20 protein-coding genes and 1 other RNA gene are annotated in these 18,470 nt (G+C 72.7%); 9 read left to right on the top strand and 12 right to left on the bottom strand.

Translation table 11 applies throughout. The annotated features are described in order from the left end of the window. Window positions 1-6: 6 nt before the first annotated feature. Window positions 7-723 carry an ABC transporter permease gene (locus OHO83_RS30830; protein WP_266670011.1) on the bottom strand — a complete coding sequence of 239 codons (717 nt, stop codon included), beginning with the start codon at window positions 721-723 and terminating at the stop codon, window positions 7-9. Then, window positions 720-1,691: an ABC transporter ATP-binding protein gene (locus tag OHO83_RS30835; RefSeq protein WP_330280040.1), complete on the bottom strand. Its 972-nt coding sequence runs from the start codon at window positions 1,689-1,691 to the stop codon at window positions 720-722. The genes OHO83_RS30830 and OHO83_RS30835 overlap by 4 nt, the downstream gene beginning before the upstream one ends. A 295-nt stretch (window positions 1,692-1,986) precedes the next feature. On the opposite strand from OHO83_RS30835, the gene OHO83_RS30840 reads away from it, so the two are divergent. Genes OHO83_RS30840 through OHO83_RS30850 form a run of 3 tightly spaced genes read left to right on the top strand, consistent with a single transcriptional unit; the run spans window position 1,987 to window position 4,942 of the window. Beyond that, window positions 1,987-2,841 (top strand): MaoC/PaaZ C-terminal domain-containing protein, encoded by an 855-nt coding sequence (locus tag OHO83_RS30840; protein ID WP_329435463.1) that lies wholly within the window; start codon window positions 1,987-1,989, stop codon window positions 2,839-2,841. Between the two features lie 36 nt (window positions 2,842-2,877). Continuing rightward, window positions 2,878-3,954: a Zn-dependent alcohol dehydrogenase gene (locus OHO83_RS30845; protein ID WP_266670005.1), complete on the top strand. Its 1,077-nt coding sequence runs from the start codon at window positions 2,878-2,880 to the stop codon at window positions 3,952-3,954. A gap of 19 nt (window positions 3,955-3,973) precedes the next feature. Next, window positions 3,974-4,942, top strand: coding sequence for a 3-oxoacyl-ACP reductase (locus OHO83_RS30850; protein WP_266670003.1), 969 nt, complete (start codon window positions 3,974-3,976; stop codon window positions 4,940-4,942). Window positions 4,943-4,997: 55 nt separating this feature from the next. Here the strand turns inward: OHO83_RS30850 and OHO83_RS30855 are convergent, their stop codons facing one another. Next, a complete protein-coding gene (locus OHO83_RS30855) occupies window positions 4,998-5,156 on the bottom strand; it encodes a hypothetical protein (protein WP_266670001.1) in 159 nt (52 codons plus the stop codon). 45 nt (window positions 5,157-5,201) lie between these two features. Then, a complete protein-coding gene (locus OHO83_RS30860; RefSeq protein WP_330280041.1) occupies window positions 5,202-6,341 on the bottom strand; it encodes a hypothetical protein in 1,140 nt (379 codons plus the stop codon). A gap of 722 nt (window positions 6,342-7,063) precedes the next feature. On the opposite strand from OHO83_RS30860, the gene OHO83_RS30865 reads away from it, so the two are divergent. The 4 genes from OHO83_RS30865 to OHO83_RS30880 all read left to right on the top strand — a co-directional run bounded on the left by OHO83_RS30865 (window position 7,064) and on the right by OHO83_RS30880 (window position 11,072). Next, window positions 7,064-8,119: an ABC transporter substrate-binding protein gene (locus OHO83_RS30865; protein WP_330280042.1), complete on the top strand. Its 1,056-nt coding sequence runs from the start codon at window positions 7,064-7,066 to the stop codon at window positions 8,117-8,119. Window positions 8,120-8,224: 105 nt separating this feature from the next. Next, window positions 8,225-9,082 (top strand): Nif3-like dinuclear metal center hexameric protein, encoded by an 858-nt coding sequence (locus tag OHO83_RS30870; RefSeq protein ID WP_266669995.1) that lies wholly within the window; start codon window positions 8,225-8,227, stop codon window positions 9,080-9,082. After that, window positions 9,079-9,822, top strand: a complete 744-nt coding sequence (locus OHO83_RS30875) for a zinc ribbon domain-containing protein (RefSeq protein WP_266676305.1) — start codon at window positions 9,079-9,081, stop codon at window positions 9,820-9,822. Before OHO83_RS30870 ends, OHO83_RS30875 begins: the two co-directional genes overlap by 4 nt. An 8-nt stretch (window positions 9,823-9,830) precedes the next feature. Continuing rightward, a complete protein-coding gene (locus OHO83_RS30880; RefSeq protein WP_266669993.1) occupies window positions 9,831-11,072 on the top strand; it encodes a bifunctional RNase H/acid phosphatase in 1,242 nt (413 codons plus the stop codon). Window positions 11,073-11,080: 8 nt separating this feature from the next. Here the strand turns inward: OHO83_RS30880 and eda are convergent, their stop codons facing one another. Continuing rightward, a complete protein-coding gene (gene eda / locus OHO83_RS30885; protein ID WP_330280043.1) occupies window positions 11,081-11,701 on the bottom strand; it encodes a bifunctional 4-hydroxy-2-oxoglutarate aldolase/2-dehydro-3-deoxy-phosphogluconate aldolase in 621 nt (206 codons plus the stop codon). A 75-nt stretch (window positions 11,702-11,776) separates the two neighbouring features. Continuing rightward, window positions 11,777-12,583 (bottom strand): peroxide stress protein YaaA, encoded by an 807-nt coding sequence (gene yaaA, locus OHO83_RS30890; RefSeq protein ID WP_266669989.1) that lies wholly within the window; start codon window positions 12,581-12,583, stop codon window positions 11,777-11,779. A gap of 171 nt (window positions 12,584-12,754) precedes the next feature. Here yaaA and OHO83_RS30895 point away from each other — a divergent pair, with 171 nt between their 5' ends. Then, window positions 12,755-14,203, top strand: coding sequence for an RNB domain-containing ribonuclease (locus OHO83_RS30895; RefSeq protein ID WP_329435465.1), 1,449 nt, complete (start codon window positions 12,755-12,757; stop codon window positions 14,201-14,203). Between the two features lie 29 nt (window positions 14,204-14,232). Continuing rightward, an RNA gene (gene rnpB / locus OHO83_RS30900) (RNase P RNA component class A) lies at window positions 14,233-14,653 on the top strand. Window positions 14,654-14,684: 31 nt separating this feature from the next. Here rnpB and OHO83_RS30905 read toward each other — a convergent pair. The 6 genes from OHO83_RS30905 to OHO83_RS30930 all read right to left on the bottom strand — a co-directional run bounded on the left by OHO83_RS30905 (window position 14,685) and on the right by OHO83_RS30930 (window position 18,372). Then, window positions 14,685-14,960: a DUF1876 domain-containing protein gene (locus OHO83_RS30905; RefSeq protein ID WP_266669985.1), complete on the bottom strand. Its 276-nt coding sequence runs from the start codon at window positions 14,958-14,960 to the stop codon at window positions 14,685-14,687. A gap of 87 nt (window positions 14,961-15,047) precedes the next feature. Beyond that, on the bottom strand, window positions 15,048-15,902 hold the full coding sequence (locus OHO83_RS30910) for a glycosyltransferase family 2 protein (protein ID WP_382476051.1): 855 nt from the start codon (window positions 15,900-15,902) through the stop codon (window positions 15,048-15,050). Between the two features lie 131 nt (window positions 15,903-16,033). Continuing rightward, a complete protein-coding gene (locus tag OHO83_RS30915; protein ID WP_266669981.1) occupies window positions 16,034-16,624 on the bottom strand; it encodes a GrpB family protein in 591 nt (196 codons plus the stop codon). Next, window positions 16,624-17,181, bottom strand: coding sequence for an MOSC domain-containing protein (locus tag OHO83_RS30920; RefSeq protein WP_330280044.1), 558 nt, complete (start codon window positions 17,179-17,181; stop codon window positions 16,624-16,626). The genes OHO83_RS30915 and OHO83_RS30920 overlap by 1 nt, the downstream gene beginning before the upstream one ends. A gap of 229 nt (window positions 17,182-17,410) precedes the next feature. After that, entirely contained in the window at window positions 17,411-17,776 is a 366-nt protein-coding gene (locus tag OHO83_RS30925; RefSeq protein ID WP_266669977.1) for a MazG-like family protein, read from the bottom strand. Between the two features lie 23 nt (window positions 17,777-17,799). Beyond that, window positions 17,800-18,372, bottom strand: coding sequence for a DoxX family protein (locus OHO83_RS30930; protein WP_266669975.1), 573 nt, complete (start codon window positions 18,370-18,372; stop codon window positions 17,800-17,802). Between the last annotated feature and the right edge of the window lie 98 nt (window positions 18,373-18,470).

Consider the following 18,470-nt stretch of genomic DNA (forward strand, 5'->3'; position numbering starts at 1 on the left):
CCCCGTTCAGATGGTCCGCGCGGCCCTGCGGTACGACACCACAGCGTACGAACCGAAGGCCAGCAGCCAGGCGGCGAGCACCGTGACCGCGGCGGCCGACGGCGCGTGCCCGTCGGCCACGGCCGTACCGAGCTGCGCGAACCGGTTCGTCGGTGTGTACGACGACACGGACTGCAGCCACCCGGGGAAGAGCGCGATCGGGAACCACAGGCCGCCGAGGACGGAGAGCCCCAGGTTGCACACCATGTTCGCGACCCCCGTGGTCTGCGCGGTCAGCCGGTAGCCGTTGCCGAGACCGAGCAGGGTGAAGGGGATCGAGCCGAGCCACAGCAGCAGCGCGACGGCGGCCCACTGCCATACGTCCAGCCGCACCCCGTTGACCAGGCCGCCCGCGACGAGCACCGCCGCGATCGACGGAAGTACCGTCACGGATCCCGTCAGGGCCCGGCCCGCCACCACCTGGCGCGGCGTCATCGGGGTGACCCGCAGCTGCCGCAGCCACCCGATCGTCTTGTCCTCGGCGACCCCGCCGCCGGTGCTGAGGGCCGAGCCCACCGCGCCGTACGCGGCCATGCCGACCATGGAGATCGTCTTCCACTCGGGGTCGTTCTCGCCGAGGTTGGTGAACAGCACGTACATCATCACCGGCATCCCGACACCGAAGATCACGAACATGGTGTCGCGCAGGGTCCTGCGCACTTCGAGCCTCAGGTAGTCGATCATCGAACCGTCTCCAGATCCGTGTCGGAACCGCTGCCGGTGCGGTCGTCGGAGCCGCTGCCGGGACGGCCGTCCGAACCGCTGGTCAGCGCCATGAACGCGTCGTCGAGCGAGGCCGGCGCGACCTCGAGGCCCCGGATCGCGTCCAGTGCGGCCAGCGCGATCACCGTCGCGTCCGAGTCGTCCGTACGCAGCCTGGCCCGGTCTCCCCGGACCTCCACGGCCGTCACGCCGGGCAGCAGCAACAGGCCCTCCGTGCCGCGCCCGGCCAGGTCGAACGAGACGAGGCTGCCGCCCGCGGCCCGCTTCAGCTCCTCGCCGGAGCCCACCGCGACGACCTTGCCGTGGTCGATGACGACGATCCGGTCGGCGTGGGCGTCGGCCTCCTCCAGGTAGTGCGTGGAGAAGAGCACCGTGTGGCCGCGCCGCGCGTAGGCCCGCATCGACGTCCAGAAGGCGTGCCGTGCCTCCACGTCGAGGGCGGCCGTCGGCTCGTCGAGCACGAGCAGGGCCGGGTTCCCGGCCAGGGCCACGGCGAACCGGACCCGCTGGGTCTGGCCGCCGGACAGCTTGTCGACGCGCCGCTGCGCGAGCTCCTCGATGCCGGCCAGCGCGAGCGCGTCGGCGACGGGCATCGGCGCCGGATAGCGGCCCGCCACGAAGGAGACCAGCTCACGGACCGTGACCCGGGGGACCGCTCGGCCCTCCTGGAGCATCGCGCCGACCTGACCGGCGCGCACCGCCTGCTCCGGCGTGCCTCCGAAGAGGGAGACCGTCCCCTCGTCCGGGGTGTCCAGGCCGAGCAGGAGGGCGATCGTGGAGGACTTGCCCGCGCCGTTGCGGCCGAGCAGGGCGACGGTCTCGCCGCGCCGTATCTCCAGATCGACCCCGTCGACGGCGCGCACCGCGCCGAATGTCTTGACCGCCCCCGTGAAGGACACGGCCACCGGTGTCCCGTCTGTCTTCGTCATGACAGGGACGCTACGGGCCGGGAGTCCGGCACGGCAGATGCCGGTTGTACGGAGCCGGGCAGTACAAATGTCACGGCCGCCCGCCCGGCCGCACGCACCCCGGATCTGACATAGCGTCAGGAGTCTTCCCAACTGCCGTGGTCTTGGCTATACATGGGATCGCCGGACTGGAACGCGTTCTAGAACGGGCGCGTGGCGTTCCACCAGAGTTCCTCCGGCCCAGCAACGACCTCGGTGCGACCGACGGTGCGGACGGCCGCACCGAGGTCTTTCCCGCACAAGGAGTCTCTGTCTGATGCCGATCGACGCCGCCAAGGCCGTAGCCGCCGAACCCCGGTCCGCCGAGATCACCTGGGACCACAAGGACATCCAGCTCTACCACCTCGGCCTCGGCGCGGGCACCCCCGCCACCGACCCCGACGAGCTGCGCTACACCCTCGAGTCCCGGCTGCACGTCCTGCCCAGCTTCGCCACCGTCGCCGGCGCCGGAATGGGCGTCGTCGGCGGCCTCTCCGCCCCCGGCATCGACGTCAACCTCGCCCACGTCCTGCACGGCGGGCAGAGCGTCGAACTGCACCGGCCCATCCCGGTCAAGGGCAGCGCGACCTCCACCTCGCGGGTCGCCGCCGTCCACGACAAGGGCAAGGCCGCCATCCTCGTCCTGCGCACCGAGGTCGCCGACGCGGACGGCCCCCTGTGGACCAGCGACGCGCAGATCTTCGTCCGCGGCGAGGGCGGCTTCGGCGGCGACCGCGGACCCACCACCCGACTCGAAGCACCCACCGGCGAACCGGACCGCACCGTCGACCGCCCCGTCCGCGAGGACCAGGCACTCCTGTACCGGCTCTCCGGCGACTGGAACCCCCTGCACGCCGACCCTGAGTTCGCCAAGCTCGCCGGCTTCGACAGGCCCATCCTGCACGGCCTGTGCTCCTACGGCATGACGCTCAAAGCGGTCGTCGACACGCTGCTCGACGGCGACGTGTCCCGCGTGCGGTCCTACGCGACGCGGTTCACCGGAGTCGTCTTCCCGGGCGAGACGCTGCGGATCCGGATGTGGCGCTCCGAGGGCCGGATCCAGGTCACCGTCACCGCCGTCGAGCGGGACGAGGCACCCGTACTCGCCGACACCATCGTCGAACACGCCTGACCCCATCGGGACCCTTCGGGAGAGGAGCCGCACGCCATGCGCGCAGCCGTACTGCACGAGATAGGCCAGGACAAACTCGAGGTACTCGACGACGTCGAGGCGGTGGGCTTCGGCCCCGGCAAGGTGAAGATCCGGGTCAGGGCCACCGGACTGTGCCACTCCGACGTGTCCGCCATGAACGGCGTGCTGCCGCAGCCCGCCCCCTTCATCCCCGGCCACGAGGGCGCCGGCGAGATCCTCGACGTCGGCGACGGCGTCACGAACGTCAAGCCGGGCGACCGCGTCCTCGTCTGCTGGCTCCCGGCCTGCGGCGCCTGTCCGGCGTGCAAACGCGGCCAGACCCAGCTCTGCCTCGCCGGGTTCATGAACGCCGGCACCCCCAACTTCAAGCGCCCCGGCGGTGACGTCTTCGGCTTCGCCGGTACCGGCACCTTCACCGAGGAGGTCGTCGTCGACGCGGGCTGCGCCGTGCCCATCCCCGACGACGTGCCCTTCGACATCGCGGCCCTCATCGGCTGCGGCGTCACCACCGGGCTCGGCGCCGCCATCAACACCGCGGACGTGGCGGCCGGTTCGTCCGTCGCAGTCATCGGCTGCGGCGGCGTCGGCATCTCCGCGATCCAGGGCGCCCGGCTCAAGGGCGCCGCGCAGATCGTCGCCGTCGACCCCGTCGCCTCACGCCGCGAGGCCGCGCTCAGGTTCGGCGCCACCGAGGCCGTCGCCCCCGACGCCCTCGGCGACGCCAAGCAGCGCATCACCGCGGGCGAGGGCTTCGACTACGTCTTCGAGGTCGTCGGCAAGTCCGCCACGGCCCGCACCGCCTACGAGACGACGCGGCGCGGCGGCACCCTGTGCATCGTCGGCGCGGGCGCCCTCGACGACTTCCTCCAGCTCAACATGTTCGAGCTGTTCTTCGACGAGAAGAAGATCCTGCCGTCCATGTACGGCGGCGGCGACGTCCTGACGTCCTACGAGCGGGCCATCGCCCTGTGGCGGGCCGGCCGCATCGACCTGGAGAGCCTCATCACGCACCGCGTGCAGCTCGGGGAGATCAACGAAGCCCTCGAGCAGATGCGGTCGGGCACCGCGCTGCGCACCTGCATCGAAATCTGAGAGAGGACCCCGATCCCCGATGGCTTCAGAGTCACTGCCGCTTCAGGGCCTGTCCGCGATCGTCACCGGCGCGGGCCGCGGCCTCGGCCGGGCGGAGGCGCTCGAACTCGCCCGGCTCGGCGCGAGCGTCGTCGTCAACGACTTCGGACAGCCGGGACGCGACGGATCCGGCGGCGCCGACGCCACCCCGGCCGAGGAGGTCGCCGCCGAGATCCGGGCCGCGGGCGGCCGGGCCGTCGCCCACCTCGGCGACGTCGCCGACCACGAACAGGCCCGCGCGCTGGTCCAGTTGGCCGTCGACACGTACGGAAAGCTCGACATCCTCGTCAACAACGCGGGCATCCTGCGCGACCGCATGATCTTCTCGATGAGCGAGGACGAGTGGGACACGGTCATCCGCGTCCACCTCAAGGGCCACTTCAACACGACCCACTTCGCGTCCGTCCACTGGCGCGCACGCTCCAAGGCGGCGGGAGCACCGGTCTACGGCCGCATCGTCAACACCTCGTCCGAGGCGTTCCTCGCCGGCTCGGCCGGACAGCCCAACTACGCGGCGGCGAAGGGCGGCATCGTCGGCCTGACGACCTCCACGGCACTCGCCCTCGGCAAGTACGGCGTCACGTCCAACGTCATCTGCCCCCGCGCCCGCACCCGGATGACCGAGGACGTCTTCGCGGCCGTCTATCCGATCAAGAGGGGCGCGGAGCCCGGAGCCGGCGAGCTCGACCCGCTGGCCCCCGAGCACGTCGCCCCGCTCGTCGGCTACCTCGCGTCCCCGGCCGCCGGGAACGTCAACGGCCAGCTGCTCGTCGTGCACGGCGGCATGGTCGCCGTCGTCGAACGCCCCAAGGTCTCCGCCAAGTTCGACACCGCGAAGGACGCGTTCAGTTACGAGGAGCTGGACGCGCTGCTCACCCCGCACTACGCGGACCGGCCGCCGAACGAGACGTTCGCCGCGGCCGAGGTGCTCGGCCTCAAACACGCCTGACCCCATGACGGAGGGGCCCGGAACCATTCGGTTCCGGGCCCCTCCGTCATGCCGTTCAGCCCTGGTCGGACTGGTCCTTGCGGTGCCGGCCGTGCGGCGCCGCGTTCTCGTCGCGCGAGGACACACCACCACGGTGCCGGCCGGGACCGGCGGACCGGTCCGCCGCCTCCCTGGACTCCGTCGTGGTCATCTCCGCGTTCATCGTCTCGGCCATCGAAAACTCACCCCGTAACAAGATCCTTCAAACAGCCGTGCGAGTCTAACCGGCGGGTGCCGCGCGTCGCACGAGACCGGCGAGAGGAGCCTGCTGGAGCGGGACGGGACGGGCCGCCGAGGGGGGCCCGGGCGCCGTCTGCGGGGCCCGTTCCTCGACGGGTTCCGGCACCGACGTGCGCGCGATCCCGCAGGGCACCGACTCGGTGGCGTAAGGGAGTTGCAGCTCACCGTCGCGTGTCCACAGGCCCGCGCCCGCCAGCCAGCCCTGCGGAGCGGCGAGCTGATGCATCTGGCGCCCGGCGGGCCGCCACAGGCCCAGCCAGGTGCCCGCGGCGCCGTCGATCCGCAGCGCCACCGCACAGCTCTCCGGCATCAGCGTCTGGCCCGGCTGGATCGCGAACGGCGTCACCGCGCAGTCGGTCAGGCGCAGACACTCCGGGAAGCGCACCGGCAGCGTCGAGCCCAGCACACCCCAGCCGAGGCGCTCATGGCCGGGCGACGGCGCGTCCGAGCGGATCAGGAGCAGCCCGCTGTCCGGGTCGGCGAGCACCAGCCGGTCCGCGCTCGACTCCGCGATCTGGAGCAGCGGCGTGACCTCTCCGCCCCGCCCCAGATCCACCGCGACCGTCTTGACGGGACCCCCGTCGAGGGACCGGTCGAGCGCCAGCATCCGGCCCGCGCGGTCCAGCCACACCCCGCCCGAACAGCGCCCGGGGACCTCGGCCACGAACTCGGGCCCGAACGCCCCGCCCGCCACCATCCACACGCCCGTCGACCGCTCGCCCACGGTGATGGCGTACGCGCAGCTGCCGCCCGGCGCAGGCGGGAGCAGCGTCAACTCCCCTCCGCTCACCGCCCCGAGGGGCACCTCGCCCGTGCGCGGACCCGTCGGATACAGCAGCGAGAAGGAGTGCCGGCCGTCCACCAGTCGCCGGATGAGGACACGCCCGTCGCCCATCGGGACGACCTCCGTCCCGGGCTCCTCCGGCTGATTCCCCGGCAACGGCACCGCGTACGGCTCGGGCCCGTCCAGGGTCCACCGCTCCGGAAACCAGGACGTGCCGTCGGACGCGAGCCGCGCGGCGTACGCCCCGTCGGCGGTGATGACACAGGCGGGGCGAGAACTGGGGGGTGCGGGCTCGGGGACGCTCGCCGGGGTCGAGCCGGGTGTCTGCGCGCTCACGGGGGCGGGGGCAGGGGGTTGCGGGCTTACGGAGGCTGGACCGGGGACAAGGGGCTGCACGCTCGCCGGGGCTGGACCGGGGGCAGACAGCTGCGCCGGGGCTGGGCCGCTCTCCGGGGCTTGCGGGTACTCCGGTCCTGGGGTGCCGTCAGGAACTTGAAGGCTCACCGGTCCTGGGGTGCCGTCCGGCCGGGTACCGGCGTCCCGGGCCGGCTCGCACTCGGTGGCGGGCTCGCTCTCGGGCGGCTGCCCGTGCTGCGTGGTGGGCCGGTTCTCGGGTGCCCCGCTGTACTCGGTGGCGGGCTCGCTCTCGGGCGGCTGCCCGTGCTGCGTGGTGGGTCGGCTCTCCGGCGCCCGCCCGTCCTCCCGGTCCGGGACCCCGCTCGGCTCCGGGTCCGGGTCCTGTCCGCTCTCCGGATCGTTTCTGCTGTCCGGGGCCGGTCCGCTTGCCGGGCCCGGTCCGCTCTCCAGCTCCGTCGTGGGCTCGATCGCCAAGGCCGTCATGGGATCACTCACCTCCGGTTCGTCCGAGCCGAAGCTAGTTTTCGTACGCGCTGCCGTGGCACTCACGGCTCAGGCTTCACACCAAAGGGTGGCCATGTCCGTATCTGCCTGAAAGGGGTGGGTCGGATGTGCTGGCACGACCGGAAGTGCCTGATGTTAGGTTTGCCTAACCATATTTGAGGCGGCCTGACGCCACGAAGTTCGGAGCTGGAACACCCATGGCCCTGCGAACAAGTCCTCGCACCCGCGGCACCACCGCCGTAGCCCTCGCCGTGGCCGCCGCGCTGTCGCTCGCGGCCTGCGGGTCGGGCGACTCCGGCTCGTCCGCCGGCTCCGGCAAGTCCGACAACGGCAGCGGCTCCAAGGCCGTCGCCCAGGGCGGCGAGGACTTCGCCAAGGCGGCCTCGCAGACCGCGAAGATGGGCACGACCGCCAAGGCCGGCCAGTTCCCGCGCACCATCGAGCACGCCATGGGCAAGACCGAGATAAAGGCGCAGCCCAAGCGGGTCGTCGTTCTCGACGTCGGCGAGCTCGACAACGTCGCGTCCCTCGGCGTCAAGCCCGTCGGCTACGCCCCCACCGAGGGCGACGACGGCGTCCCGTCCTACCTGAAGAAGACGGCGGGCACCCCCAAGGACGTCGGCACGATCAACTCCCTCAACCTCGAGGCGATCGCCAATCTCCACCCCGACCTGATCCTCGGCAGCGAGCTGCGCGCCGCCAAGCTCTACCCGCAGCTCTCCAAGATCGCCCCGACGGTCTTCTCCATCCGCCCCGGCTTCACGTGGAAGGAGAACTACCTCCTCAACGCGTCCGCCCTCGACAAGACCGCCGAGGCCAAGGCGAACCTCGCCGCGTACGAGAAGAAGGCGAAGAAGCTCGGCGACGACATCGGCGAGAAGAAGCCCACCGTCACGATGCTGCGCTACATGCCCGGCATGATCCGCCTCTACGCGAAGGCGTCCTTCATCGGCACGATCCTCGACGACGCCGGCATCCCGCGCCCCAAGAACCAGCAGGTCGTGGACCTCGCCACGGAGGTCAGCCCGGAGAAGATCGACCAGGCCGACGCCGACTGGATCTTCACCGGTGTCTACGGCGACGCGAAGAAGACCGACCGCGCCACCGCCGAGGGCAACCCGCTGTGGAAGAAGCTCGGCGCGGTGAAGAGCGGACAGGCCAAGGACGTCCCGGACGAGACCTGGTACCTGGGGCTCGGTGTCACGGCGGCGAACCTGGTCCTCGACGACCTGCACGGCTACCTCGTCAAGTAGCCGACTGTCGGTGGCCGGTAGCGGTACGTGAGCCCGTACCGCCCCCGGCCGCGGCCGTACGTGAGCCAGGGCCGACGGGGCATGGAGGGAAGGTAGCCTTTCACCGTGCCCCGTCTGTCTGAAGTCATCGCCGCGCTCGAGAAGCTGTGGCCCTCCGAGCGGGCCGAGTCGTGGGACGCGGTCGGCACGGTCGCCGGCGACCCCGACGCCGAGGTCTCCCGGGTGCTGTTCGCCGTGGACCCCGTCCAGGAGACCGTCGACGAGGCGGTGAAGCTGGGCGCCGGCCTCCTGGTCACGCACCACCCGCTCTATCTGCGCGGCACGACGACCGTCGCCGCCACCACCTTCAAGGGCCGCGTCGTCCACACCCTGATCAAGAACGACGTCGCGTTGCACGTCGCGCACACCAACGCCGACCGTGCCGACCCGGGCGTCTCCGACGCGCTCGCGGGAGCCCTCGACCTCCGGGTCACCGGGCCCCTCGTGCCGGACCCGACCGACCCGGCGGGCCGCCGCGGACTCGGCCGGATCTGCGAACTCGAACACCCCCTCACCCTGCGCGAACTGGTCGGCCTGGCCGCCGACCGGCTGCCCGCCACCGCGCAGGGCATCCGCGTCAGCGGCGACCTCGACGCGACGATCCGTACGATCGCCGTCAGCGGCGGCTCCGGTGACAGCCTCTTCGACGACGTGCGCGCCGCGGGCGTCGACGCCTTCCTCACCGCGGACCTGCGCCACCACCCCGCCTCCGAGGCGCGCGAGCAGAGCCCGCTCGCCCTGCTCGACGCCGCCCACTGGGCCACCGAGCAGCCCTGGTGCGAGCTGGCCGCAGCCCAGCTCGACGAGATCTCCGACCGCAAGGGATGGGGACTTCGCGTCCACGTCTCGAAGACGGTCACCGACCCCTGGACCGCCCACGCGGCGTCCAACGCCACACCGATCCCAACTGGAGCCCCCAACTGAACGCCGCGCCCGCCGACCAGATCCGACTTCTCGACGTCCAGGCCCTGGACGTACGACTGTCGCAGCTCGCGCACAAGCGCAAGTCGCTGCCCGAGCACGCCGAGATCGAATCGCTGAACAAGGACCTCACGCAGCTGCGCGACCTGCACGTCGCCGCGCAGACCGAGGAGAGCGACTGCGCCCGCGAGCAGACCAAGGCCGAGCAGGACGTCGACCAGGTCCGCCAGCGCGCCGCCCGTGACCAGCAGCGCCTGGACTCCGGCGCCGTCACGTCCCCCAAGGACCTGGAGAACCTCCAGCGCGAGATCGCCTCGCTCGCCAAGCGCCAGGGCGACCTGGAGGACGTCGTCCTCGAGGTCATGGAGCGCCGCGAGTCCGCGCAGGAGCGCTTCGAGGAGCTCACCGGCCGGGTCGCCTCCGTCCAGGGCAAGATCGACGACGCGACGGCCCGCCGTGACGCCTCCTTCGAGGAGCTCGACGGTGAGACGGCCACGGCCATGAAGGAGCGCGGGATCGTCGCCGGTTCCGTCCCCGACGACCTGCTGAAGCTCTACGACAAGCTGCGCGTCAAGGAGGGCGGCGTCGGTGCGGCCCGCCTCTACCAGCGCCGCTGCGAGGGCTGCCAGCTGGAGCTGAACATCACCGAGCTGAACGAGGTCCGGGCCGCGGCGCCCGACTCCGTGGTGCGCTGCGAGAACTGCCACCGGATCCTGGTGCGCACGTCCGAGTCCGGCCTGTAGGAGCCTTCGTGGTGCGGGAGTTCATCGTCGAGGCCGACGGCGGTTCCCGGGGCAACCCGGGTCCCGCGGGCTACGGCTCGGTCGTCATCGACGCGGCGACGGGCGAGACCCTCGCGGAGGCCGCCGAGTACATCGGCGTCGCCACGAACAACGTCGCCGAGTACCGGGGACTCGTGGCCGGCCTGCGCGCCGCGCACGCCCTCGACCCGCAGGCGTCGGTGCACGTCCGGATGGACTCCAAGCTCGTCGTCGAGCAGATGTCGGGCCGCTGGAAGATCAAGCACCCCGACATGCGGCCCCTCGCCGCGGAGGCGGCGACCGTGCTGCCGGCGTCGCAGGTGACGTACGAGTGGATCCCGCGCGAGCGGAACAAGCACGCGGACCGGCTCGCCAACGAGGCGATGGATGCGGGCAAGCAGGGCAGGCAGTGGGAGCCCTCACGCTCGACCGCCGAGCTGGACACGTCGCGGTCCCGGGCGGACCGGGGAGCCCCGCCCGGGGACGCGGCGGCCGGGGCGGCGAAGGCGCGGGCCGCGCTCGCGGGAGCGCGGGGGAACGCGGACGCGCGGGCCGCGGGGAACGTGGCGAGCACCGCGTCCCAGGGCTGGTCGGCGGCGCCCGACCTCGGGGCGCCCGCCACCTTCGTACTCCTGCGGCACGGCGAGACCGCGCTCACCCCCGAGAAGCGGTTCTCCGGCTCCGGCGGCGCCGACCCCGAGCTGTCCGCGGCGGGGCGCGCGCAGGCCGAGCGGGTCGCCGCCGCGCTCGCCGCGCGCGGCACCGTCCAGGCGATCGTCTCGTCACCGCTCAAGCGGTGCCAGGAGACGGCGCGGTCCGTCGCCGCCCGCCTCGGGCTCGACGTCCACATCGAAGAGGGCCTGCGCGAGACGGACTTCGGTGCGTGGGAGGGCATGACCTTCGGGGAGGTCCGCGAGCGCTTCCCGGACGACATGAACGCCTGGCTGGCCTCGTCGAAGGCCGAGCCGACCGGGGGCGGCGAGAGCTTCGCGGCGGTCGCCCGCCGGGTCGCCGCGACGCGGGACCGGCTCGTCGGGCAGTACGCGGGACGCACGGTCCTCCTGGTCACGCACGTCACGCCGATCAAGACGCTCGTACGGCTCGCGCTCGGCGCGCCGCCGGAGTCACTGTTCCGGATGGAGCTCTCGGCGGCGTCGCTCTCGGCGGTCGCGTACTACGGGGACGGCAACGCGAGCGTGCGCCTTCTCAACGAGACGGCGCACCTGCGCTGACGTCCGGGCTACTTGAGGCCGGCCGCTTCGCGGGCCAGCGTCTCGATGCGCGCCCAGTCCTTCGCCGCGACCGCGTCCGCGGGAAGCATCCAACTGCCGCCCACGCAGCCGACGTTCTTGAGCGCCAGGTACGAGGGCGCCGAGCCGAGGGAGACACCGCCGGTCGGGCAGAACCGCGCCTGGGGCAGCGGACCGGCCAGCGACTTCAAGTACGGCACACCGCCCGCGGCCTCGGCGGGGAAGAACTTCATCTCGCTCACCCCGCGCTCCAGGAGCGCCACGACCTCCGACGTCGTGGAGACGCCCGGCAGGAACGGCACGCCGGACTCCTTCATCGCGTCGAGCAGCGTGTCGGTCCAGCCGGGGCTGACCAGGAAGCGCGCTCCGGCCGCGACGGAGTCGGCGACGTTCCGCGGGGAGATGACCGTGCCCGCGCCGACGACGGCGTCCGGCACCTCGTCCGCGACGGCGCGGATCGCGTCCAGCGCGGCCGGCGTCCGCAGCGTCACCTCGATCGCCCGCAGGCCGCCCGCGACGAGCGCCCGCGCGAGCGGCACGGCGTCGGCGACGTCCTCCACGACGACGACGGGTACGACAGGGGCGAGATCGAGCACGGAGGAATCATTCATGGGGCCATCCTGCCCCGTGCTGTGCAGCATGCGCAAAGGGCGTTGCGCATGTTGCAATGAAACGCGGGCGGGTGCTCAGTGGATCTGTGTCACCACCACGTCGAGCGCCCACGCCGCCCCCGCTTTCGCGGGCGCCTGCGCCTCCACCACATGACCGAGATCCCGCAGCGCCTCGACCAGCTCGGCGGGGTCCGCGGGCGTGGTGCCGGTCTCCAGGAGCGTGCGCACGATCCGGCCCTTCGTCGCCTTGTTGAAGTGCGACACGACCGAACGCTTCTCCGCACCGGTCACCGGATCCGTCTGCGCGTGCAGCACCCGCACCGTCGCCGTACGCCCCGCGACCTCCCCCTTCGGCTTCCACGCACTCGTGTACGCGGACGACCTCAGGTCGAGCACGAGCCCGTCCCCGGCCACCTCGGGAAGCACCTCGGCCATCGGCCCGCGCCAGTGCGCGCCGAGCGCCCCGAGCCCCGGCAGCTTCACACCCATCGAGCAGCGGTAGGACGGAATCCGGTCGCTCACCCGCACCGCGCCCCACAGGCCCGAGAACACCAGCAGCGAACGCGTCGCCCGGCGCTTCGCCGCCGCGTCCAGGGTGGCGAGACCGAGCGCGTCGTAGAGGACCCCCGTGTAGATCTCACCGGCCGGGCGCGCGCCCGCGGTACGCAGCTCCACGTTCTTCGCGATCTCGCCGCGCAGCCCCTCGCTGAGGCCGAGGACCTCGCGGGCCTTGTCCTCGTCGGCGGCACACAGCTCCACCAGCTCGTCGAGCACGGCCTGCCGCGCCCCGGCGAGCCCCGCCAGGGACAGCGACTCAGGCTTCAGCGGGGCGCCGCGGCCCGACGGGGCCTTGCCTTCGGACGGCGGCAGCAGCACGAGCACGATCGGACTCCTCGGGACAGTGATGCGGAACAGGGGGTGCGGCCCCAGCGAAAGCGTACGGAAGAGAAGGTGGTGCCGGGGAACGCGGGGCGCCGCGGATCCCGGGGGCCCCGGTCCCGGGGGCCGCGGTCACAGGGTGCCGACGTCCCCGCCGCGTCCTACGCTCGGTGCATGCCCCGCCGTCATCTCCGTGTGACCGGCGCAGCCGAGGCCCCGCTGCGTGCCGCACTGCGTGAACTGCGTACGACCCTGGACGTCCCCGGGGCCTTCCCGGCCGACGCCCTCGCGGAGGCGGAACGGGCCGCGGCGGCCCCGCACCCGCCGGAACCGGCCGGCGAGGACGCCACCGACATCCCCTTCTTCACGATCGACCCGCCGACCTCCGTCGACCTCGACCAGGCGATGCACCTCTCGCGCCGCGACGGCGGCTACCGGGTCCGGTACGCCATCGCCGACGTCGCCGCGTACGTCACGCCCGGCGGCCCCCTCGACACCGAGGCCCAGCGCCGCGTCACCACGCTCTACTTCCCCGACGAAAAGGTCCCCCTGCACCCCACCGTGCTCAGCGAGGGCGCCGCCAGCCTGCTCCCGGGCCAGACCTGCCCCGCCGTCCTGTGGACCCTCGACCTCGACGCCGAGGGGCGCACCGTCGCCACCCACGTGGCCCGCGCCACCGTCCGCAGCCGCGCCAAGCTCGACTACGAGGGCGTGCAGCGGGCCGTCGACGACGGCACCGCCGAGGAACCCGTGGCGCTGTTGCGCGACATCGGGCGCCTGCGCGAACAGCTGGAGACCGAACGCGGCGGCATCTCCCTCAACGTCCCCGAACAGGAGATCACCGAACGCGACGGCCGCTACGAGCTCGACTACCGCGCCCCGCTCCCCGCCGACGGCTGGAACGCCCAGATCTCCCTGCTCACCGGCATGGCCGCCGCCGACCTCATGCTCGCCGCCGGCACCGGCATCCTGCGCACCCTGCCCGCCGCCCCCGACGGCGCCGTCGGCCGCCTGCGCCGCACGGCCCTCGCCCTGCACATCGACTGGCCGCACCACGTCCCGTACGCCCAGCTCATCCGGTCCCTCGACCCGAAGAAGCCGCACCACGCCGCCTTCCTCCAGGAGTGCACGACGCTCCTGCGCGGCGCCGGCTACACCGTGTTCAGCGGCGGCACGCTCCCCGAGCTCACCGTCCACGCCGCGGTCGCCGCGCCCTATGCCCACTGCACGGCCCCGCTCCGCCGCCTCGCCGACCGATACGCCGGCGAACTGTGCCTGGCCGCCTGTGCGGGCACCCCGCCCCCCGAGTGGGTACTCGCCGCGCTGCCCGGCCTGCCGAAGGAGATGGCGGACGGCACGCGCCGGGCCAATGCCGTCGAGCGCGGCTGCGTCGACATCGTCGAGGCGGCGCTCCTCAAGGACCGCGTCGGCGACGTCTTCGAGGCGTGCGTCGTCGACGTGAAGGACCACGAACCGGCCGTCGGCACCGTCCAGTTGACCGACCCCGCGGTCGTCGCCCGCATCGAGGGCGGTACGGCACCGCTGCCGCTGGGGGAGCGGCTGCGGGTACGGCTGACGCAGGCCGACCCCGGAGCGGCGAAGGTTCAGTTCGCCCCGGCCTGAGCGCCGGGTAGCATGGTCGGCACGGCAGACGAGCCGGGCGGACGGCCGCGTGAGGACCCTTTCACCAGGGTTTTCCCGAGGAACGTCCGGGCTCCACAGGGCAAGGTGGTGGCTAACGGCCACCCGGGGTGACCCGCGGGACAGTGCCACAGAAAACAGACCGCCGGGGACCGCAAGGCCCTCGGTAAGGGTGAAACGGTGGTGTAAGAGACCACCAGCGCCTGAGGTGACTCAGGCGGCTAGGTAAACCCCACCTGGAGCAAGGTCAAAAGGAGTCGCTTCCTCGAAAGAATGAGGCGGCTCTGCGCGGACGTTCGAGGGCTGCCCGCCCGAGTCCGCGGGTAGACCGCACGAGGCCGGCGGCAACGCCGGTCCTAGATGGATGGCCGTCTCCCCGGCCGCCGCGAGGCGACCGGGCGACAAAACCCGGCGTACAGCCCGACTCGTCTGCCTGCCAGGTCCTTGACCTGTGCCTATCCACTCACCGCAGCATGTGTGACGTACGGCCCGACGCCTCGTCGATCTCGTCGTGTGCCTTCGTCAGCATCTTCATCGCCAGCTCGTTGAGCGCCCTCGCTCCCGCGACCTCCTCGCCGACCCGCGGCTGGTTCGCGTCGGAGGGGTGGCGGCTCGCGTAGCCATGGGCCCGTACCTCGCTCCCGTCGGGGAGCCGGACGAGCGCGGCGGCACGCGTGCGATGGGTGTCTTCCTCGAATTCCAGCTCGACATGCCATCCGACAGCGGTCTGTGCCGACATCGTGATCACCTCCGGGACTGCTATTACCAGGGTGCGCCTGTCGGGCTCCCGACGCACCACGTCCCGCCCCGCGGCTCGCGAACCGGCTCAGATCACCGGTGGCCGCCCGAGTCGCGTCATGCGCCACGCGGTGCGCCAGCGCATCGGCCGCCGGCCCCCGCAGGGCGTGCGCACGCCCTCCACGAAGCCGCCCGCCCACGCGCGCAGCCCCCCGGCGGACCGGGTGCGGGCGAGCGTGAGGAGGGTCCAGGTGCCGAGGTAGAGCGGGATCAGGGGGAGCGGGAGCCGGCGGCGGGCCAGCCAGACGCGGTTGCGGGCCGTCATGCGGTGGTAGACGGCGTGCCGGGCGGGCGAGGTCTTGGGGTGCTGGAGCAGGAGCGACGGCTCGTAGACGACCTTCCAGCCGGCGTCGAGGGCGCGCCAGGCGAGGTCGGTCTCCTCGTGCGTGAAGAAGAAGTCGGCGGGCCAGTCGCCGGTCTCGGCGAGCATCCGCATCGAGAACGCGTGGCCGCCGCCGAGGAACGCCGTCACCTCACCTCCCCGCATCGGGTCCTTCGCGCGCAGCCGCGGCACGTGGCGGCGCTGTGTCTCGCCGTGCTCGTCCGCGATGCGGAAGCCGACGATGCCGAGGCGCGGGTCGCCGGCGTACAGGTCGCGGACGGTACGGAAGACGTCCGCGTCGACGAGGAGCCCGTCGTCGTCGAGCTCGACCGCCACGTCCACGTCGCCGAAGCCGCGCAGCCGCGCCAGGGCGACGTTGCGGCCGCCCGGGCAGCCGAGGTTGTCGTCGAGTTCGACGGTCGTGACGGTGAAGGGCAGGCCGGAGCCGGTGAAGTCGGGCAGCGGCGAGCCGTTGCCGACGAGGACGACCCGCGTCGGCGGCACGTCCTGTTTCGCCACCGCCGCCAGGAGGGCGTCGACCTCCCTGGGCCTGTTGCCCATCGTCACGATCGCGACGCCCAGACGCGGCGGTTGCTCCACGGCCGACTCCCCATTCCTCGGACATCCCGGTGCGGTGCCCGTGATCGTAGCCGTTCACCGGGAAGTCACCGGGCAGCCAGGGGGAGTTGGGATCAGGCGCCGGGTTCCGCCGTCCACCCCGTCTCGGCCGCCCAGGGTTCCGCGGCCGCCACCACCAGGTCGACCACCGGGTCCTTCACGTCGGCGTAGGTGCCGGTGTCGGCGACCCGGGAGGCGAGGGCGTACTTGAAGTGGGCGTAGGCCGTGACCGCCTCCGGGTGGGCGCGGAACCAGTCGCGGAACAGCAGGGCGAGCCGTTCGTTGGGGGAGCCGGCGAGGCGTACGTGCAGGTTGACCGGCTCGGCGGGCGTGCCGCGCCGGGACCAGAAGCGCTTGGCCCAGCGGGTCGGTACGTCGTCCAGGCCCGCCGGTACGTGGTCCCGTCGGTAAGGGGAGAGCCGGAAGCCCAGGTCTGCGAGGGGGCCCGCGAAGGCGGCCTCCGCCTCGTCGAGGTCGGCGACGCTCACCTGGAGGTCGTAGACGGGCTTGGCCGCCATTCCGGGGATCGCCGTGCTGCCGATGTGTTCGGTCCGCAGGGCCGTCGGGCCGAGCGCCGCGCCGAGTTCGGCACACAGCGCGCGGCCCCGCTCCGGCCAGGCCGGGTCGTACGGGGCGACGACGGGGATCTCCGGCTCGGGCATCATCAGACGGCTGCCAGGGCGACGTGCGGCCCGGCCGGCAGGACCACGCGGATCACGTCGCCGGGGCGCACCACGCCGCCGGTCCGCACGACGCCCATGATCCCGGCCTTGCGGACGACCGCCCCGTTCTCGTCGCGCCCGACGACCCGCTTGAGCAGTCCGTCCTGGAAGCGGTCGATCTGCAGGCACGGGTTGCGCAGGCCCGTGACCTCGACGACGGCGCCGTCCTCGCCCAGATGCAGGAGCGTGCCCGCGGGCAGTGCGAGGAGGTCGATGCCGGTCGTCGTGACGTTCTCCCCGAGGTCGCCGGGAGCGACGTCGTGGCCCTGCCCGGCGACCTCGGCGAACAACTCGTCGTGCATCAGGTGGACCTGCCGCAGGTTCGGCTGCGTCGGGTCCTTCGCGACGCGGGAGCGGTGCTTGACCGTGACGCCCGCGTGCACGTCGCCCTCGACACCGAGCCCGGCGAGCAGCGTGATGCTCTCCTGGTTCGGCTTCGTGAAGGAATACGTCTCGTTGCTGCTGACCGCGATGACCTCGCCGCCGTCGAACCTGCCCATGCCGGGCCCCCGTTTCCGCGCCGGTGATCCCTGATCCCGGCCGCCTGATCCGTGATCCCGGCCGTCCGGACCGCGATCCACGCCGAGCCTAACCCCGCCGGACACGAGGGGCTTCAGCCCACGCGCTCCGCGCACCGCGCCACCCGGCGCAGCGCGTCGGCGTACGGCGCGACGAGCTCCTGTGCCGTGGTGGTCCTGCAGGCGCCGAAGCCGCGGCTCAGCCGGAGGGTCACGAGGTGAGCGACCTCTCCGCCACCCGGCGCAGATGCGCCGCCAGCACTTCGGGGGCCTGAGGGGTGAGCGTGCGCAGGGCGACCAGGGCCGTCACCACGACGTCGCAGAGTTCGGACTCGACGTCCTGCCAGGAGTGGCTCTCGCCCTTGCGCGGGTTCTGGCCCGTCGCGCCGATGACCGCCTGGGCGACCTCGCCGACCTCCTCCGACAGCTTCAGCACCCGCAGCAACAGGGCCTCGTCCGCGCTGCGGCGGTTGTGCGATTCGAGCCACGCGAGCAGCCCGTCGACGGTCTGCCACACGCTGTCGTACGTGGGCGGGGCGAGGTCGTGCCGGGCGCTGGGCCGCGTGGTGTCGGACATACCCGCAGCCTGCCACGGACGGGCTACTCGCCCATGACGTCCGGGGAATACTCCCCCGGACCCGGCTGCGGACCAGGCCCGCCCACCCGCTTGTTGCGCGACGCCACGACCGCGAGCGCCGCCGCGGCGCTGCCCACGAGCGCGGCCGGGACCATCCAGTGCCGGTCCAGGGCGTGGCCGAGCGCGTGGTCGAGGGAGTAGCGGCCCGCGCCGGTCACCGCGAGTCCCGCAGCGATGAAGCCGAGGAAGGCCGGGTACTCGTAGCCGCCGCCCTGGGCGAAGAAGCCGTTGGGCGCGTGCACCGCGACCGCGCCGGCCATCGTGCCCGCCGCTGCGGCCCCGCCGACGGGGGTGGCGAGGCCGAGGGCGAGCAGGACGCCGCCGCCCGCCTCGCCGACGCCGGCGGCCAGGGCGCTCGCCTTCGGCGGGGCGTAGCCCATGGCCTCCATCGCGGCGGTCGTGGCGCCCAGGCCCCCGCCGCCGAACCAGCCGAGCAGCTTCTGCGCTCCGTGCGCGGCGAGGACACCGCCCGTGCCCACGCGCAGCACGAGCAGCCCCAGGTCTTTGCGGTCCACACAGGTCTTGTGACAGGTCATGGTCCTAACGGTCCGGCAGGCCGGGCCGCGGCACCCGGTACGCGGGCCCGTTCGGGTGGCGTGTCCCGGGCCGCGGTGTGAGTCTGGGCCGGGGGCCG

This window comes from Streptomyces sp. NBC_00569 (assembly GCF_036345255.1).
Classification (GTDB): Bacteria; Actinomycetota; Actinomycetes; order Streptomycetales; family Streptomycetaceae; genus Streptomyces.

Bases quoted from the DNA above. Each gene is read 5' to 3' on its own strand.
- OHO83_RS30830 (WP_266670011.1), bottom strand. From the start codon at position 723: ATGATCGACTACCTGAGGCTCGAAGTGCGCAGGACCCTGCGCGACACC.
- OHO83_RS30865 (WP_330280042.1), top strand. From the start codon at position 7,064: ATGGCCCTGCGAACAAGTCCTCGCACCCGCGGCACCACCGCCGTAGCC.
- OHO83_RS30920 (WP_330280044.1), bottom strand. From the start codon at position 17,181: ATGGGCAGGTTCGACGGCGGCGAGGTCATCGCGGTCAGCAGCAACGAG.
- OHO83_RS30910 (WP_382476051.1), bottom strand. From the start codon at position 15,902: ATGGGCAACAGGCCCAGGGAGGTCGACGCCCTCCTGGCGGCGGTGGCG.
- OHO83_RS30895 (WP_329435465.1), top strand. From the start codon at position 12,755: ATGCCCCGCCGTCATCTCCGTGTGACCGGCGCAGCCGAGGCCCCGCTG.
- OHO83_RS30840 (WP_329435463.1), top strand. From the start codon at position 1,987: ATGCCGATCGACGCCGCCAAGGCCGTAGCCGCCGAACCCCGGTCCGCC.
- OHO83_RS30925 (WP_266669977.1), bottom strand. From the start codon at position 17,776: ATGTCCGACACCACGCGGCCCAGCGCCCGGCACGACCTCGCCCCGCCC.
- OHO83_RS30930 (WP_266669975.1), bottom strand. From the start codon at position 18,372: ATGACCTGTCACAAGACCTGTGTGGACCGCAAAGACCTGGGGCTGCTC.
- OHO83_RS30905 (WP_266669985.1), bottom strand. From the start codon at position 14,960: ATGTCGGCACAGACCGCTGTCGGATGGCATGTCGAGCTGGAATTCGAG.
- OHO83_RS30845 (WP_266670005.1), top strand. From the start codon at position 2,878: ATGCGCGCAGCCGTACTGCACGAGATAGGCCAGGACAAACTCGAGGTA.
- OHO83_RS30855 (WP_266670001.1), bottom strand. From the start codon at position 5,156: ATGGCCGAGACGATGAACGCGGAGATGACCACGACGGAGTCCAGGGAG.
- OHO83_RS30915 (WP_266669981.1), bottom strand. From the start codon at position 16,624: ATGATGCCCGAGCCGGAGATCCCCGTCGTCGCCCCGTACGACCCGGCC.
- OHO83_RS30835 (WP_330280040.1), bottom strand. From the start codon at position 1,691: ATGACGAAGACAGACGGGACACCGGTGGCCGTGTCCTTCACGGGGGCG.
- eda (WP_330280043.1), bottom strand. From the start codon at position 11,701: ATGAATGATTCCTCCGTGCTCGATCTCGCCCCTGTCGTACCCGTCGTC.
- OHO83_RS30850 (WP_266670003.1), top strand. From the start codon at position 3,974: ATGGCTTCAGAGTCACTGCCGCTTCAGGGCCTGTCCGCGATCGTCACC.